Here is a 15,056-nt window from a genome sequence, read left to right on the forward strand (position 1 = left end):
ATCCGATCATTCTCTTCTCCAATTTAACTTTTTCCCGTGTTTAAACGCTTTTATGAGCTAGCTCATAAAAGAATTCACAGAAATTTAGCAAACTATAAACAGTAAACAAGAGGAACTGAATATATGTCTTTAAACATTGAATTATTGGAATCCAGTTTTTTACAGATTAAAGCCCAGGAAACCGAGTTTATGGCTCACTTCTATAAAACTTTGTTTGCGGACTATCCAGAGGTCAAGCCACTGTTTGCTAATACTCACATGGGAAAACAAGCCAAGCAACTTTTCAAATCACTTGTTCTGGTTGTAGAAAATCTCCGCAACCCCGACGTTTTGTCTAACGCACTTCAGGGACTAGGAACTCGACATGTTAAGTATGGCGTGCTGCCTGAACATTATCCGATGGTAGGTAGTACGTTGTTAAAAACGTTTTCGATTTACTTGGGGAGTGCCTGGACACCGAATACTGAGCAGGCATGGGTCGAGGCGTATACAGTCGTGACTGAATTAATGTTGAGCGGTACAGACTACTCATCTAAGATTCTGACTCCTCATGCTCAACAAGTTTAAGAGCCTCCATTGAAGCCAGTAAAGTCATTCCGCTCGGCTTAGGCTGCTCCTTAGTTGAAGCTTTGGCGGCTTTCTGTACAAATATATGCAATTAACTCTAACTTGTCGTCCCCTAAAAGTTGAAACTTTTGCTCAATAGAGTGATATCCATTAACGTTACATCTGGTTGGTATTCACGAAAAAGCGCGATCGCAATACTGTGTGAATTTTTTGCCATACCCTTTACGCTCCCAGCGTCGGAAATATGAATATACCGTAAGACAAGCAGGTAAATCGTGAGGCATCATTCGCCACGAGCAACCTGCACGTAATATGTAAAAGATCGAATTTACTACCTCCCGCATGTCTACTTCACGCTTTTTTCCACGTTTTCGCTGACGTTTTGGTGGAATCATTAATTTTATTAAATTCCATTCCACATCAGAAACGTCTGTAGGATAAGGTTTTCGAGCCATTTTACCCGATTCAAATACTATGACTGTCTCTTTTAAAATACCTGTCCTGGGGGAATTACTACGATCGCTAATTCTCGTTATGGAACGATCGGTAGTTAATTCGATCGGATACCAGTTAATGTGAATTGCTGTGTTGCTGGTTGGGTATTAAGGATTCCCACTTCCACCCGATGCGCCCAACACTTGCCCAGTAGCGTAGCTCGACTCCTGTGAGGCAAGGAGTACGTACATGGGAGCAAGCTCTGCTGGCTGTCCGGGCCGTCCAATCGGTGAGTCACCGCCGAACTTCTCAATTTTACTCTGCGGTTGACCGCCGCTAACCTGGAGCGGTGTCCAGTAAGGCCCAGGCGCGATCGCATTCACACGGATACCCTTTTTCGCAAGCTGCTTTGCCAGTGACTTGGTAAAGGCGACAATCGCCGACTTGGTTTGGGCATAGTCAAGCAGGTTCTCGCTAGGGTCATAAGCTTGGACTGAGGAGGTATTGATGATGCTTGCACCGGGACTGAGGTGCGGCACAGCAGCTTTGGTAATCCAAAACATCGCGTAAACGTTCGTCTTAAACGTTGAGTCGAACTGCTCGGTTGTGAGATCGAGAATCGAGTCAACAGATTGTTGTTTACCAGCATTGTTGACCAGAATATCGAGTCCGCCGAGTTCGCGCACGGCATTAGCGACAAGTTGATTGCAGAAGTTTTCGTTCCGAATATCGCCAGGAATCGCCACCGCCTTGCGTCCTGCTGCCTTAATCAGTTGGATAACTTCACGGGCATCTGGCTCCTCAGCAGGGAGATAGTTGATCGCAACATCAGCACCTTCACGCGCAAAGGCGATCGCTGCTGCCCGACCAATACCAGAATCGCCCCCTGTGACGAGCGCTTTACGTCCTACTAGCCGTCCAGAACCCTCATAACTTTTCTCACCGTGATCGGGTCGCGGGATCATTTTGCTAGCAAGACCGGGTGGCTCCTGCGGTTGTTGCGAAAAGGGTGGACTCGGATATTGCTTAACTGGGTTCTGCTTGACAGACTGGTTGAGTGTTTCTTGGTTAGGTGTCACTTGTTGATTTGCTGGGGTAGATGTTTGTTGTGCGAAGACTGGTACTGTTTGCGCTGCGACAACGCCAATAGATAGCCCGCCGAGAACTTGACGACGTGAGGCTTTTTTGAAGATATTTTTTTGTTCCATACTGAGTTTATTGACTTGGATTTTGCTCCACTGAATTGATTTGAAAGCAGGTTCTCGGCAGATCCGCAAATGCCAGGGCAGGTAATGCTTCTTATCCGTGTTGTTTGATTCTTTATTTTTGCTACTTAACAATTAACTACGTATTCTTTTTCCCAACCTCTAACTACAGAATGAGATTAGTTGTAAATTATTGCTGTGTGTTTCCGAATACAAATGTATTTAAAGAAATTGAGAATTACCTCATGGCAAACCTATCTAAAGTAATGCTTAATAAGACTTGGATACAAAACTTTAGCTAGATATATGTGGTTGCATTCAACTTTTAGTTTTTGAAGCAATTTCGTGCTTTATCTATCAGTAGGAGCGATCGCCATTATTAATAAATGGGGAATGGGGAGTTAAGGAGTATGAAGATGGTTTTGCATCTTGTATTTAGCATTAAGCAAAACTATTTCAGTAGATAGAGCAGTTTCATCCATGTAACTTCCCCTGGTGAGATGAAAAGATAAAGAGTAATCTTTAACCTGATAGATGGGTGTTCAAATAGGTGTTCGCATGAGCCGATCGCATGAGCCGATCGCATGAGCCGATCGCACAGCGCAACTCGTTGAAGAAGTAGGACAGCGATCTGTGTTAGTGCAACTGGATCAAACTAAGCCACTTCAGTAGGAGGACGCAACGACATAGTAGTTTTCTTAGGATAGTAAAGGTTAAAAATTTATTATCGGTTTAAATAGTATAAAAAGTAAGCATTAAGCAGTTACATAGAAATTTTCACAATTATGAATTATTCCTTAATATAACAGGAGTTAAAGTTGAACTTACACCCATTTCCAGAGTTTACATTGGGGAGTTTTGTGGCACTTTTTCCAATTGTAGATCCAGTAGGAAATATTCCTACTTTCCTTGTACTAACATCTGAAAACTCTATTAAAGAGCGTCATCATTGTGCTAAAAAAATAGCCCAATATACGACTTTGTTTTTGGTAGTTTTTCTGTTAATCGGAGGAGGGATTTTACGCTTTTTTGGCATTTCCCTGGAAGTAGTCCGTATTGCTGGAGGAATTGTCGTATTTCATACTGCTTGGCAAATGATGAGCGCACGACCAAAGTTAACAGTACAGGAAAATAAAGCAGCAGTTAAAAAAAGTGAAGAGCATGAAGACATTTCGTTTATGCCAATGACTATTCCTCTATTAGCGGGGCCAGCCGCTATTGCTGCAACATTAGGTTTATCGGCTCAAGCTGGACACACTTTTTCTGTAGCAACTCTCACGAATTTTCTAGCAGTGTTATTAGCAATTTTTATTTTAGGAATAGTCATTTATTTATGTTTTCGAGCTTCTAGTTGGTTACTACTTTGGTTAGGAGAAACAGGTATTAGAGCCTCTAGCCGCATTTTAGGTTTTTTTATTATGGCAGTAGGTGTCCAGTTAATCCTTAATGGAATCAGTGATTGGCTAAGACACCTATCAATATTTACAAGTTTCAATTTATGAATTGTTTATCACTTTTTTGATAGCGGCAATGAAAGCGTCGATTTCAGAGTAGGTGTTGTAAAAGTACAGGCTTGCTCGTGTAGTTGACTCAACTCCCAAGTAATCGTGTAAAGGCTGAGTAGCGTGTAAGCCAGCGTTGATAGCAATTCCAGCCATATCTAGATGAGAGGATAAATCTTTAGCAGGGATACCCTCAATAGTAAAGATGACAATCGCTAATTTACCCACAGCAGCGTTCTCTGATTGCGGCCCATAAACGCGAATGGACTGAATTTGTTGCAGTTGTTTGAGTAAGTATTTAGCCAGTTTTGTTTCGTAAGCATAGATGTTATCCATGCCAATTTCACTAAGGTAATCAATGGCAGCACCAAAAGCGATCGCATCTGCAATTGACGGTGTTACCGCTTCAAATTTATGAGGCAAATCTTTATAAGTAGTGTAATTACGGAAGACTCGATCGACCATTTCACCTCCAGTCAATAAAGGCGGGATTGACCGCAGTAACTCCGATTTACCATAAAGGAAGCCAATACCTGTAGGGCCACACATTTTGTAACCGGAACCAACAAGCCAATCACAGTCCATTTTTTGGACATCGATAGGTAGATGAGGAAGACTTTGGCAGGTATCAATTAAAATTTTTGCCCCTTCTTGGCGAGCAAGCGCAATAATTTTCTCTACAGGATTTATACAACCCAAGGTATTAGATAGATGTACAACAGAAACCAATCTAGTTCGGTCTGAAAGGAGAGTTTGGAACTGTGCCAAATTAAATTCTTCATTCTCATCCAGTTCAACAAACTTCAGCACTACGCCTGTCTTTTGCTGAAGTACTTGCCAAGGAACAATATTGCTGTGGTGTTCCATCACCGAGATGATAATTTCATCGCCTGCCGTCAAATTATTAATGCCCCAATCATTAGCGACTAAATTAATCCCCTCAGTTGCATTACGAGTAAAAATAATTTCTTGCGGTGAAGCAGCATTGATAAACTTAGCTAATTTTGATCGCGCTCCTTCATAAGCTTCTGTAGTTTCCTTACCGAGAACGTGCATACTTCTATGCACGCTAGAATTATGTTGCTCGTAGTAATCTTTTAATGTATTTATTACTATCGATGGCTTTTGGGAAGCTTCAGAGTTGTCGAAGTAAATTAAAGGTTTACCGTTAACTGTTCTCTGTAAAATTGGGAAGTCATTACGAACTTTCTCGGCAAGTGCTTTTTCCTGATTTATAACCATGCTTTAAAAAACTCTTAATTTGTTTGATTTCAGGCAAGATAATAAGGAATGGACAGTTAAGCAGATGACCATACAATTGACATTAGAAAAAGTCAAAAAGTCAAAAGCTATAAAATTCGGTTTAAAGACTTCTTTAGCGTAAATGCAAGACTCAAAGAATTGCCCTACCTTTTGGCTTAAATCTAAATTGGTATAAGGAGCAGTTTAAGATCGCGGGTACTTGGAAGTGAACTTAAGCTAGATGCTTGTATTAATACAAAAGGCTTTAATGCAACTAGTGAGATTGTCTTCGCAGTCTGGCGGCTGATAATCTCCTATTGAATCTAAAAACACAAGACATTATGAGTCAGGGAAGCATAATATCTCTCGGTAGCGTTAATGCAGATTTTCAGGTACGAGTCGATCGCCGTCCAGACCTAAGTGAGACGCTTCTTGCCAGTGATTTTCTGCAACTGAGTGGAGGTAAGGCAGCCAATGTTGCCTATCTCGCTCGCAAACTGGGTCTTCCTGCTATGCTTATTGCTCATGTCGGTGCCGATACGCTGGCAGAACAGGCGCTCAAACCCCTCCGGGAGATTGAGGTAAACCTGAAATATGTAAATGCGATCGAGGGCGAACCGACGGGTGTTTCCATGATTACCGTGCCCCCCGATGGCAAAAAAGGAATTATTTTGGCTGGAAACGCAAATAACATCTGGACAAAGGAAGATATTGCCACTGTGCAAGATGCGATCGCCAACGCTCCTTCTGGTTCAGTGCTGGTTGTCGATTATGAGATTGCGCCATTTATTGTTGAACCTGCGATTAATGCTGCCTGTGAGCGAGATTTTCCAGTAATTCTCGATCCATCTCCAGCCGATCGCGTGGAGCAAAATTTGTTCTCACAAGTGACTTATCTGGTTCCAGATGCAGGGGAAGCAGAGAAGTTAACTGGAATCAAGATTGATTCGGTGGATTGTGCAATTCAAGCCGCACATCATCTTCTAGATCGAGGAGTCAAGAATGCTTGTGTGAAGCTGAAAGACGGAGGCTGCGTGCTGATGAACCACGAGCAAACACTGCATATTCCCCCCGTTCCCGTGGATGTTGTTGATGCAACAGGGGCGGGGGATGCGTTTGCAGGCGCACTGGCTGTAGCAATACTAGAAAAGCGATCGCTTCAGGATGCTGCAAGTTTGGCAACGGCGGCTTCCCACGTTACCGTCACCCGGTATGGTTCTCAACCAGCCTATCCGACGCGATCGGAAATTGATGACATGTTTCAACGACTCACACCCCAAACTTATGTTCTCTGATAATAACAACACTTACGACTCCAAAAAGGCTTGGAGCCTTGTTTTTGATGGGTACGATCCAAAGGATGAAGGGCATCGGGAAGCACTCTGTGCGCTGGGCAATGGCTATTTTGTCACTCGTGCGGCAGCGATCGCAGCAACAGCCGACGAGATCCACTATCCTGGAACCTACCGAGCAGGTCTTTATAACCGCTTGGTAACATATATTGAAGGTGAAGTGTCCGAGGATGAATCCCTTGTCAATCTACCCAACTGGCTGCCGCTAATATTTCGCATTGATGGCGGAAACTGGTTTTCTATTGATGCCGTTGAAATTCTAACTTACCGCCAAACGCTGGATCTTAAAGGTGGGGTTCTACATCGTGAGATACAATTTCGCGATCCGCAGGGACGACAAACTAAACTGCACGAGCAACGGTTTGTTAGTATGGCTCAACCCCACCTTGCCGGATTGCAACTTCAGCTAACCGCCGAAAACTGGTCGGGTGAACTGGAAATTTGTTCAGCGATCGACGGACGGGTGACGAACAACAACGTCAAACGCTACGAACCTTATAATCAGCAACATCTGGAGCCATTAACAACTGGAACCATTGAACCAGAGGGCATCTGGTTGATGGTGCGAACCAAGCAGTCTCGAATCGAGATAGCTGTGGCAACGCGTACCTGTGTTTTTGTGGATAGTCATGAAGTAAAGTCCCGAACTGTCGATCGCAAAACTGCACAAATTAGCGAGCAGTTGCGGCTTCAGGTCGATCGGGGTGCAGCAATCCAAATTGAGAAAATTGCTGCCCTCTATACCTCCCGTGACCACGCGATCGCCGAAAGTGCTGAAGCAGCAAGGCAGGCAATCCAGGATGCTTCCAGCTTTGCCGAATTGCTAACTGATCATCAATGTGCTTGGAAACGGCTCTGGATGCGCTGTGATATTGAACTTGAGCCAGTAGAAAATTTACGGGCGTTAAGGTTGCATATCTTTCATATCCTGCAAACAGTTTCGCCTCATACAGCAGATTTAGATGTGGGAGTCCCGGCGCGGGGATGGCATGGGGAGGATTATCGCGGACACATTTTCTGGGATGAAACCTTTGTGCTACCATTTCTTGCCTGTCGCTTTCCAGAAATCGCGCGATCGATGCTGCTATATCGTTACCGTCGCCTCAGTGCAGCAAAAATTCTCGCCCATCAACACGGTTACAAAGGGGCAATGTTTCCTTGGCGCAGTGCTAGTACTGGGCGTGAAGAAACACCCCGTTTTCAGTTCAGCCTGCTTTCAGGACATTGGATGCGCGATCGCACAAACTTGCAGCATCACATTAACGCTATCATTGCCTGTAATCTGTGGCGCTACTACAATCTCACGAACGATCTTGCCTTTTTGATGGACTACGGGGCAGAGATGATGGTTGAGATTACCCGCTTTTGGGCGAGTATTGCCACCTATAATCCTGACTGCGATCGCTACGAAATTTGTGGTGTAATGGGGCCTGATGAATATCATACCGCTTATCTAGATGCCGAAACTCCCGGCATCAACAACAATACTTACACAAACGTCATGGCTGTCTGGACGCTCTGTAAAACACAAGAAGTCCTCAATCTATTGCCACCTTCGTGTTGTCGTGAATTTTACACTCGCCTCAACCTGAGCCAAGAAGAAATCAACCATTGGGATACTGTGAGCCGGAAGATGCACGTAGTTTTTGACGACGGTATTTTAAGCCAGTACGAAGGATTCGATCGCTTGCAAGAATTTGATGTGCAGCCATTCTATAATCAGCAAGTTAATTTAATCTTGGAAGCAAAAGGGGATGATGTCAATCGCTATCAGGTTAGCAAGCAAGCAGATACCGCGATGCTGTTCTTTTTACTGTCTGAAGCAGAATTGACAAAATTACTAGAGCGTAATGGTTATTCCTTTAATCGCACACAAATGCAGAGGACGATGGCTCATCATCTCCAGCATACGGTGCATGAGTCCAGCCTTTCCCGACTTGTGTATGCTGGGGCAGTTGCTAGATGCGATCGCGAAAAATCCTGGCAGCTATTCATGGAAACACTGTTTGCCGATTTATCGGGGGCGAGTAGTCAAGAGACAAAAAATGGCATCCACCTGGGAGCAATGGCAGGCACACTGCATCTCCTTCAGCACCATTACCTTGGGTTACACGCTTACGGTGGTAATATTTGTCTCGATCCATACCTTCCAACTTCACTAAACCGATTTCGCGTTAGCCTTCAGCATCAAGGGAACGATTTAGAAATTGAAGTTATCGATAGTAATCTAAATGTAATAGCATCGCCAATTAACTCATCATCCGTCCAAATTATTTGCTGGGGTGATGTGATGGATTTACAACCTGGTACTTCAATTACTATTAACCTGCTAGATTCGGTTTCCTCAGTTAAGAGCCATTGAACTTGAGAGGTAGACGTTCTATTAATGACTCTCAAATACACAGTTGTTCTCTTTCACTAGGAAGACGCGATCGCACTACTGCTTCCGTAGGATGGTAAGAGTTGAAAGCTTGTAATCGGCTCAAGCTTTCAAGGAACTAGGCAACATTGTTGCAGACTCATTACAAACAAAAATTCAGGGCAATATCAGAATCGTTGTAGTGAATACTATCAAAAATAAATAATAGCGTAAAACTACTGATTTGATATCAGCTAATAAGTAATCGCACACAAGAAAGAATGCTATGGTTAGTCAATTGCAGAAGCTTCCAACGGATGAATCATTAGGCACACTGGAGCCAGTTGCCCACTTTGACGGTGCTATGCCAACGGGTGTAACGGTATCTCATCAAGGACGCATCTTTGTCAACTTTCCTAAATGGGGCGATGAAGTTGAATTCACGGTGGCAGAAATCCGAGATGGTCGCCCAGTGGCTTATCCCAATGAGGAAATTAATCGCACGAACCCAGATAACCTTGCAGAAACGCTTGTATCTGTGCAAAGTGTTGTGGTTGACCCCCGCGCTCGCCTGTGGATTCTCGATACTGGTAGTCCGATGTTCCAACCGACACAGTACGGCGGCCCCAAGCTGGTTTGTGTTGATTTAACCAGCGATCGCGTCATCAAAACGATTCTTTTTCCCCAAGATGTAGCATTGCCAACAACCTACCTTAATGATGTCCGGTTTGATTTGCGGCGAGGTGCTGAGGGTACAGCGTTCATTACCGATTCATCGGATCGAGGCGCAAATGGGATTATTGTTGTGGATTTGGCATCGGGTGAAAGTTGGCGCAAGCTACACGATCATCCTTCCACAAAAGCTGAAGAACTATCCAACTTTTTGCCTGTGGTTGAGGGTCGTCCATTCATGGAACGTCAACCAGATGGGTCAACCAAACCCGTCAAAATGGGGTCAGACGGAATTGCCATTAGTGCAGATGGATCGCGTTTGTATTACTGTCCGCTTGCTAGTCGTCGTCTCTATAGTGTTGCAGTTGATGCTCTTGTAGATCGAGCGATCGACGATGGTGCTGTTGCAGCAACAGTAATTGATGAGGGGGATAAAGGCGGCGGTGCAGATGGACTCGAATCAGATGCAGCCGGATGTATTTATGCGACGAATTATGAACACAATGCAATTTTGCGTCGTCATCCTAATGGAACATGGGAAACGGTAGTACACGATCCTCGCCTGCTTTGGCCTGATACCCTTTCATTAGCAACAGACGGTTATCTTTACGTCACAGCCAACCAGTTGCACCGTCAAGCAAGCTACCAAAAGGGGCGTGATTTACGTCAGAAGCCTTATAGTCTTTTCCGCATTGGCATTAATGCTCAACCTGTGCTGCTGCGATAAACTCTTCAATGCAACTGATTGTTGCGAAAGGTAATACATAATGGCGTTGAATATCAAAGATTTACGGATTCACAGCCCTGCATTTACTTCTCTTGAGCGTATCCCGAAACAGTATACCAGCGACGGTGAAAACATCTCACCTCCCTTGGAATGGAGTGGACTACCAGCCGGAACCCAGCAATTAGCACTCATCTGTCACGATCCAGATGCGCCCTTGCCACAGGGGTTTACCCACTGGCTAATCTATGGGATTCCGCCAACGGTTAACCAGATTGCAGAGGGAGATGGTAGTAAATTTACTGAAGGTATGAACAGTAGCAATCAGCCAGGATATACCGGGCCTGCTCCACCAAAAGGGCATGGGCCTCACCATTACTATTTCTGGTTATATGCCCTAGATGCAAAGCTTGACCTGAAGCCAAATATCAACCGCGAGGAACTACTGAATGCGATCGCTGACCATGCGATTGAACAAGCGCGGCTGGTTGGAGTCTATGAGTCCTGACATTTATATAATTCTTTGCCTCGTTCCCAGGCTGGAGCCTGGGAACGAATTCTGGGAGGCTCCGCCTCTCGTTAAGAAAAAGGACGCAGAGCCTCTCGGAATACATTCCCAGTCTGAAGACTGGGAACGAGGTTAAACAAGCCTTTCGCCTTTTCTTAGTGTCATTCGTCTATGAGTCCTGACATCTATAATAATTCTTCTAAAAATCCAAGGAGAGTGCAAGCATGGGAGAGATCAGAGATAACTACACACCGCAAGAGCAGAAAAACATTGAGCTTGTTAAGGAATATATGCAGATTGCTTACGATCCCAAGCGTGCCAGCGCCGAGGCAGTAGGGCATCTGTGTGCATCAAACAACAAGTTTATCGCTCCCACTACATTTCCTAATGTCCATACATTGGAGGAATACGCCCAGGATCATGGTGAGATCATGAAGCAGGTGAACAATCTCCACTTTGTCAGTTTCGATGTTCTCTTTGCCAAAGAAGATAAGTGTGTCTCAGGTACACGGCTGAGGGAAACCATAGCGGCCAGCCGCATGGGAATATTAATCCTACTGGAAAGAAGGCACAGTGGACAGCCACTGGCACATTCAGGGTAGAGAACGGAAAATTAGCCGAGTTCATCAAGGACTGGAACAAACTGTCTATGTGGGAGCAATTCGGATGGCCGATTGAGGAGTGTTTAACCCAGAAGGGATAAGGATGATGACATCAACAAATTTCTCTCCACCAAGCGATCGCCTGCTGACAGAAACAGTCTCAGTTACTCTCCAAATTAACGATCGCCATTACACAGTCGAAATTGAACCGCGTGTGACATTACTCGATTTATTGCGAGAACGTTTAGAGTTAACGGGAAGTAAGAAAGGCTGCGATCGCGGTCAGTGTGGTGCTTGTACGGTGCTGATTGATGGACGACGGGTGAATTCCTGTTTAACGCTAGCGGTGATGCAGGTGGGAAAAACCATCACCACAATCGAAGGATTAGCACAAGGAGATGAACTCCATCCGATGCAGGCAGCATTTATCCAAAATGATGCTTTTCAGTGTGGCTATTGTACATCTGGGCAGATTTGTTCGGCAATCGGGTTGTTGAGTGAAGGCAAAGCAGACTCGGATGCAGACATTCGAGAACTGATGAGTGGCAATCTTTGTCGCTGTGGGGCGTATCCAAATATTGTAGCAGCAATTCAGTCTGTAGCAGCAAGCGTGAGGGCGGGGGATGCAACCATTTAACTATCTACGTGCATCAGACGCAGCGATTGCGGTGAGAACTGCGATCCAAGACCATCAGGCAAAGTTTATTGCAGGTGGCACGAATCTGCTGGATCTGATGAAGGAGGGTGTAGAAACTCCACAACAGTTGATCGACATCAATGAGTTGCCGCGATCGCAAATTGAACGCTTACCCAACGGCGGAATTCGCATCGGCGCACTGGCGCGAAATAGTGATGTTGCATACGACGAGAATATTCAGCGACAGTATCCAGTGTTGTCTGAAGCACTTTTATCTGGAGCATCTCCCCAACTGCGAAACATGGCAACCGTTGGGGGAAACTTATTACAACGAACTCGCTGTTATTACTTCACGGATGCTGGATTTGCATCTTGTAACAAACGTATCCCTGGTTCAGGCTGTGCTGCCATTCCCGGTTACAATCGCATTCACGCCATTTTCGGCACTAGCGACTACTGTATTGCCACCCATCCTTCTGATATGGCTGTGGCATTAGTTGCCTTAGATGCCATTATTCACACGCAGAACGCCAATGGAACTCGGCAGATTGCGATCGCCGACTTTTACCTATTGCCAGAAGACACTCCCGATCGCGAAACCGTTTTGGAACCCGGAGAACTGATTACCGCCGTTGAATTACCGCCGTTGTCCTTTGCGGCTAGATCGCACTATTTAAAAGTGCGCGATCGCGCCTCCTATGATTTCGCTCTGGTTTCTGTAGCTGCGGCATTGGACATTCAAGATGGTCAAATTACCGATGCACGGATTGCCTTGGGTGGAGTTGCTACAAAACCCTGGAAAGCAACCGAGGCAGAACGAGTTCTTATCGGTTCACCTGCGAATGCATCCACTTTTGAAGCAGCCGCTCTTGCAACAATCCACGATGCTAAACCGCAGCAATACAACCACTTTAAAGTAGAACTGCTGCGGCGATCGCTAGTACAAGCATTTTTTAAGGTTACAGGAGGTGAGCAATGAATCCGGTAATTGGGAAAGCAGTCGATCGCGTAGACGGACGGCTAAAAGTGACCGGAGGCGCACATTACTGTGCCGAAATGCCGATTCCTAACCTGGTTCACGCAGTCTTAATTAACAGTACAATCGCCAAGGGGCGCATTGTGTCCATAGATACCCAGGCAGCTGAAGTTGCTCCCGGTGTAATAGCAATACTCACACATCTCAATGCGCCTCAAATTGCACCTGCAAGAGTTACATTAGATAGTGCCAGTCAAGGGGGAGGTGCTGGAGAGCAGTATATCCCGCTTCAAGACGATCTAATTCATTACAGTGGGCAACACATTGGGGTTGTGGTTGCAGAAACTTTGGAGCAGGCCGATCGTGCTGCATCACTAGTAAAGGTTCGTTATGAAGAAGAACCACCTACGGTAACGATGCAAGAAGCGATGGAGCGTGCCTTTCCACCCGATAACGTTTGGGGAAAACCACCAGATATCGTCCAAGGTGATTTAGTAAAGGGACTGGCAGATGCCGCCGTTGGAATCGACCAGACTTACACCACCGCTATGCAGCACCACAACGCGATCGAACCTCATGGCACGATCGCAGTTTGGTCAGGTGATTTCCTGACATTATATGAACCAACTACCTGGGTTTACGGCATCCGCAATGCTGTAGCTGAGTGGCTGCAAATGCCGCGCGAAAAAATTCGCGTGATTCAGCAGTTTGTTGGTGGTTCCTTTGGCTACAAAGGCCCTGCTTGGACGCACGTAGTACTTACCGCGATCGCCGCTCGTCAGGTGAATCGTCCAGTTAAGTTGGTTCTCACCCGCCGACAGGAATTTGCAGGTGTCGGCTACCGTCCGCTAATTCAACACCACATTCAGCTAGGTGCAACCGCCACAGGGCAACTAACGGCACTGACACATCACGCGATCGCTCGCACTTCAACCTTTGATAACCGGGTCGTTGCACCAGTCGAGCGCACTAGTCGCAAAATATACGCTTGCCCGAACATTACTACTACTTATCGTCTCGCTCCCAGCAATCTTAGCGGCCCCTATACTATGCGTGGCCCTGGAGAAACACCAGGATTATTTGCCATTGAGTCGGCAATGGATGAACTGGCATACGCTTTACAAATCGATCCAATCGAACTACGCTTACGTAATCACGCTGATGTTGACCCAGAAACGGGAGATCCTTGGTCTAGTAAGTCGCTGAAGGAGTGCTATCGGCAAGGTGCAGAGCGATTTGGCTGGCATCAGCGCAACCCACAACCCGGCTCCATGCGAAATGGCGATCGCCTCGTAGGTTGGGGAATGGCAACAATGGCCTATGATGCCCGCTTTTCTGGGACGACTGCCTCGGCTCAACTATTTGCTGATGGCAATGTCCTAGTGCAGAGTAGTACCTGCGACCCAGGTACGGGTGTCTACACAATCATGCAGCAAATTGCAGCAGATACCTTAGGGCTATCGGTGGCATCGATTCGCTTTCAGCTAGGCGATACCCAGATGCCCGAAGCTCCTGTTGCAGCCGGGTCTAAGACAACTGCTAGCGTTGGGTCTGCGGTATATGCTGCTACCACATCCCTACAGCGTAAACTGCTCAATCTGGCATTCAACAATCCAAACTCTCCTCTTTACGGGCATACCGAAGCTGAGGTGACGGTGGATAATGGGCGTTGCTATCTCAAGGACAATCCTACTCAGGGACAGACCTATGTAGAAATTTTGCAGCAGCACCAAATGGAATCGATTTCAGCACAGGAACAGGTTAAGCCTGATGAAGAAACCAAGAAATTTACTCACTACTCCTTCGGCGCACATTTTGCCGAGGTACAATTCCATCCAGGATTAAGCGAACTACGAATCACTCGTTATGTCGGCGCATTTGCTGCCGGAAGGATCGTTAACCCCAAAACTGCCCACAGCCAGCTGATTGGCGGAATTATTTGGGGCATCGGCATGGCATTGATGGAGCAGAGCATCGTCGATCCGCATTTGGGACGAATTGTGAACTCGAATCTCGCTGAGTACTTAATTCCGGTGAATGCCGATATTCCCTCCATTGATGCCTTTTTTGTCGAGGAAGAAGCTTTGCATCTCAACCCAATTGGCACCAAGGGTATTGGCGAAATTGGCACGGTTGGAGCCGCAGCTGCGATCGCCAACGCGGTCTATCACGCTACAGGCAAACGGATTCGCGATCTGCCCATTACATTAGACAAGCTACTTTGACATACTCCCCCGAATTGGGGACTTCCAAGGAATAAAATCACCAACTACAA

At 45.9% G+C, this 15,056-nt stretch carries 14 protein-coding genes; 11 read left to right on the forward strand and 3 right to left on the reverse strand.

The window, feature by feature from the left end; translation table 11 throughout:
* Nucleotides 1-123 precede the first annotated feature (123 nt).
* The gene (locus tag V7K84_RS21900; protein WP_334841122.1) at nt 124-567 is read left to right on the forward strand and encodes a globin family protein; all 444 of its coding nucleotides are present in this window, start codon (nt 124-126) and stop codon (nt 565-567) included.
* Between the two features lie 173 nt (nt 568-740).
* On the opposite strand, the gene V7K84_RS21905 is transcribed toward V7K84_RS21900, so the two are convergent.
* Both V7K84_RS21905 and V7K84_RS21910 read right to left on the reverse strand, forming a co-directional pair.
* A complete protein-coding gene (locus V7K84_RS21905; protein ID WP_334841123.1) occupies nt 741-1,022 on the reverse strand; it encodes a transposase in 282 nt (93 codons plus the stop codon).
* 147 nt (nt 1,023-1,169) lie between these two features.
* Nucleotides 1,170-2,210 (reverse strand): SDR family oxidoreductase, encoded by a 1,041-nt coding sequence (locus tag V7K84_RS21910; RefSeq protein WP_334841124.1) that lies wholly within the window; start codon nt 2,208-2,210, stop codon nt 1,170-1,172.
* A gap of 845 nt (nt 2,211-3,055) precedes the next feature.
* Here V7K84_RS21910 and V7K84_RS21915 point away from each other — a divergent pair.
* Complete coding sequence (locus V7K84_RS21915; protein WP_334841492.1) at nt 3,056-3,709, forward strand: MarC family protein; 654 nt, start codon at nt 3,056-3,058, stop codon at nt 3,707-3,709.
* On the opposite strand, the gene V7K84_RS21920 is transcribed toward V7K84_RS21915, so the two are convergent.
* Complete coding sequence (locus tag V7K84_RS21920) at nt 3,704-4,951, reverse strand: SufS family cysteine desulfurase (protein ID WP_334841125.1); 1,248 nt, start codon at nt 4,949-4,951, stop codon at nt 3,704-3,706. The genes V7K84_RS21915 and V7K84_RS21920 overlap by 6 nt on opposite strands.
* A gap of 341 nt (nt 4,952-5,292) precedes the next feature.
* Between V7K84_RS21920 and V7K84_RS21925 the strand changes: the two genes are divergently transcribed.
* The 9 genes from V7K84_RS21925 (at nt 5,293) to V7K84_RS21960 (ending at nt 15,006) form a co-directional block, all read left to right on the forward strand.
* Complete coding sequence (locus V7K84_RS21925; RefSeq protein WP_334841126.1) at nt 5,293-6,246, forward strand: ribokinase; 954 nt, start codon at nt 5,293-5,295, stop codon at nt 6,244-6,246.
* Complete coding sequence (locus tag V7K84_RS21930; RefSeq protein WP_334841127.1) at nt 6,236-8,665, forward strand: glycoside hydrolase family 65 protein; 2,430 nt, start codon at nt 6,236-6,238, stop codon at nt 8,663-8,665. The genes V7K84_RS21925 and V7K84_RS21930 overlap by 11 nt, the downstream gene beginning before the upstream one ends.
* 283 nt (nt 8,666-8,948) lie before the next feature.
* Complete coding sequence (locus tag V7K84_RS21935; RefSeq protein ID WP_334841128.1) at nt 8,949-10,061, forward strand: L-dopachrome tautomerase-related protein; 1,113 nt, start codon at nt 8,949-8,951, stop codon at nt 10,059-10,061.
* 40 nt (nt 10,062-10,101) lie between these two features.
* Nucleotides 10,102-10,566 (forward strand): YbhB/YbcL family Raf kinase inhibitor-like protein, encoded by a 465-nt coding sequence (locus tag V7K84_RS21940; protein ID WP_334841130.1) that lies wholly within the window; start codon nt 10,102-10,104, stop codon nt 10,564-10,566.
* Nucleotides 10,567-10,790: 224 nt separating this feature from the next.
* Nucleotides 10,791-11,168 (forward strand): hypothetical protein, encoded by a 378-nt coding sequence (locus V7K84_RS21945; RefSeq protein WP_334841132.1) that lies wholly within the window; start codon nt 10,791-10,793, stop codon nt 11,166-11,168.
* Nucleotides 11,114-11,269: a hypothetical protein gene (locus tag V7K84_RS34310; protein ID WP_442940981.1), complete on the forward strand. Its 156-nt coding sequence runs from the start codon at nt 11,114-11,116 to the stop codon at nt 11,267-11,269. The genes V7K84_RS21945 and V7K84_RS34310 overlap by 55 nt, the downstream gene beginning before the upstream one ends.
* A gap of 5 nt (nt 11,270-11,274) precedes the next feature.
* Nucleotides 11,275-11,805 carry a (2Fe-2S)-binding protein gene (locus V7K84_RS21950; RefSeq protein WP_334841494.1) on the forward strand — a complete coding sequence of 177 codons (531 nt, stop codon included), beginning with the start codon at nt 11,275-11,277 and terminating at the stop codon, nt 11,803-11,805.
* A complete protein-coding gene (locus V7K84_RS21955; protein ID WP_334841134.1) occupies nt 11,792-12,784 on the forward strand; it encodes an FAD binding domain-containing protein in 993 nt (330 codons plus the stop codon). Before V7K84_RS21950 ends, V7K84_RS21955 begins: the two co-directional genes overlap by 14 nt.
* A complete protein-coding gene (locus tag V7K84_RS21960) occupies nt 12,781-15,006 on the forward strand; it encodes a xanthine dehydrogenase family protein molybdopterin-binding subunit (RefSeq protein WP_334841136.1) in 2,226 nt (741 codons plus the stop codon). The genes V7K84_RS21955 and V7K84_RS21960 overlap by 4 nt, the downstream gene beginning before the upstream one ends.
* The last annotated feature ends 50 nt before the right edge of the window (nt 15,007-15,056 follow it).

This window comes from Nostoc sp. (assembly GCF_036917315.1).
Taxonomy (GTDB): domain Bacteria; phylum Cyanobacteriota; class Cyanobacteriia; order Cyanobacteriales; family Nostocaceae; genus Nostoc.

Bases quoted from the DNA above. Each gene is read 5' to 3' on its own strand.
- V7K84_RS21900 (WP_334841122.1), top strand. From the start codon at position 124: ATGTCTTTAAACATTGAATTATTGGAATCCAGTTTTTTACAGATTAAA.
- V7K84_RS21925 (WP_334841126.1), top strand. From the start codon at position 5,293: ATGAGTCAGGGAAGCATAATATCTCTCGGTAGCGTTAATGCAGATTTT.
- V7K84_RS21920 (WP_334841125.1), bottom strand. From the start codon at position 4,951: ATGGTTATAAATCAGGAAAAAGCACTTGCCGAGAAAGTTCGTAATGAC.
- V7K84_RS21940 (WP_334841130.1), top strand. From the start codon at position 10,102: ATGGCGTTGAATATCAAAGATTTACGGATTCACAGCCCTGCATTTACT.
- V7K84_RS21910 (WP_334841124.1), bottom strand. From the start codon at position 2,210: ATGGAACAAAAAAATATCTTCAAAAAAGCCTCACGTCGTCAAGTTCTC.
- V7K84_RS21955 (WP_334841134.1), top strand. From the start codon at position 11,792: ATGCAACCATTTAACTATCTACGTGCATCAGACGCAGCGATTGCGGTG.
- V7K84_RS21960 (WP_334841136.1), top strand. From the start codon at position 12,781: ATGAATCCGGTAATTGGGAAAGCAGTCGATCGCGTAGACGGACGGCTA.
- V7K84_RS21930 (WP_334841127.1), top strand. From the start codon at position 6,236: ATGTTCTCTGATAATAACAACACTTACGACTCCAAAAAGGCTTGGAGC.
- V7K84_RS21935 (WP_334841128.1), top strand. From the start codon at position 8,949: ATGGTTAGTCAATTGCAGAAGCTTCCAACGGATGAATCATTAGGCACA.
- V7K84_RS21950 (WP_334841494.1), top strand. From the start codon at position 11,275: ATGACATCAACAAATTTCTCTCCACCAAGCGATCGCCTGCTGACAGAA.
- V7K84_RS21905 (WP_334841123.1), bottom strand. From the start codon at position 1,022: ATGGCTCGAAAACCTTATCCTACAGACGTTTCTGATGTGGAATGGAAT.
- V7K84_RS21945 (WP_334841132.1), top strand. From the start codon at position 10,791: ATGGGAGAGATCAGAGATAACTACACACCGCAAGAGCAGAAAAACATT.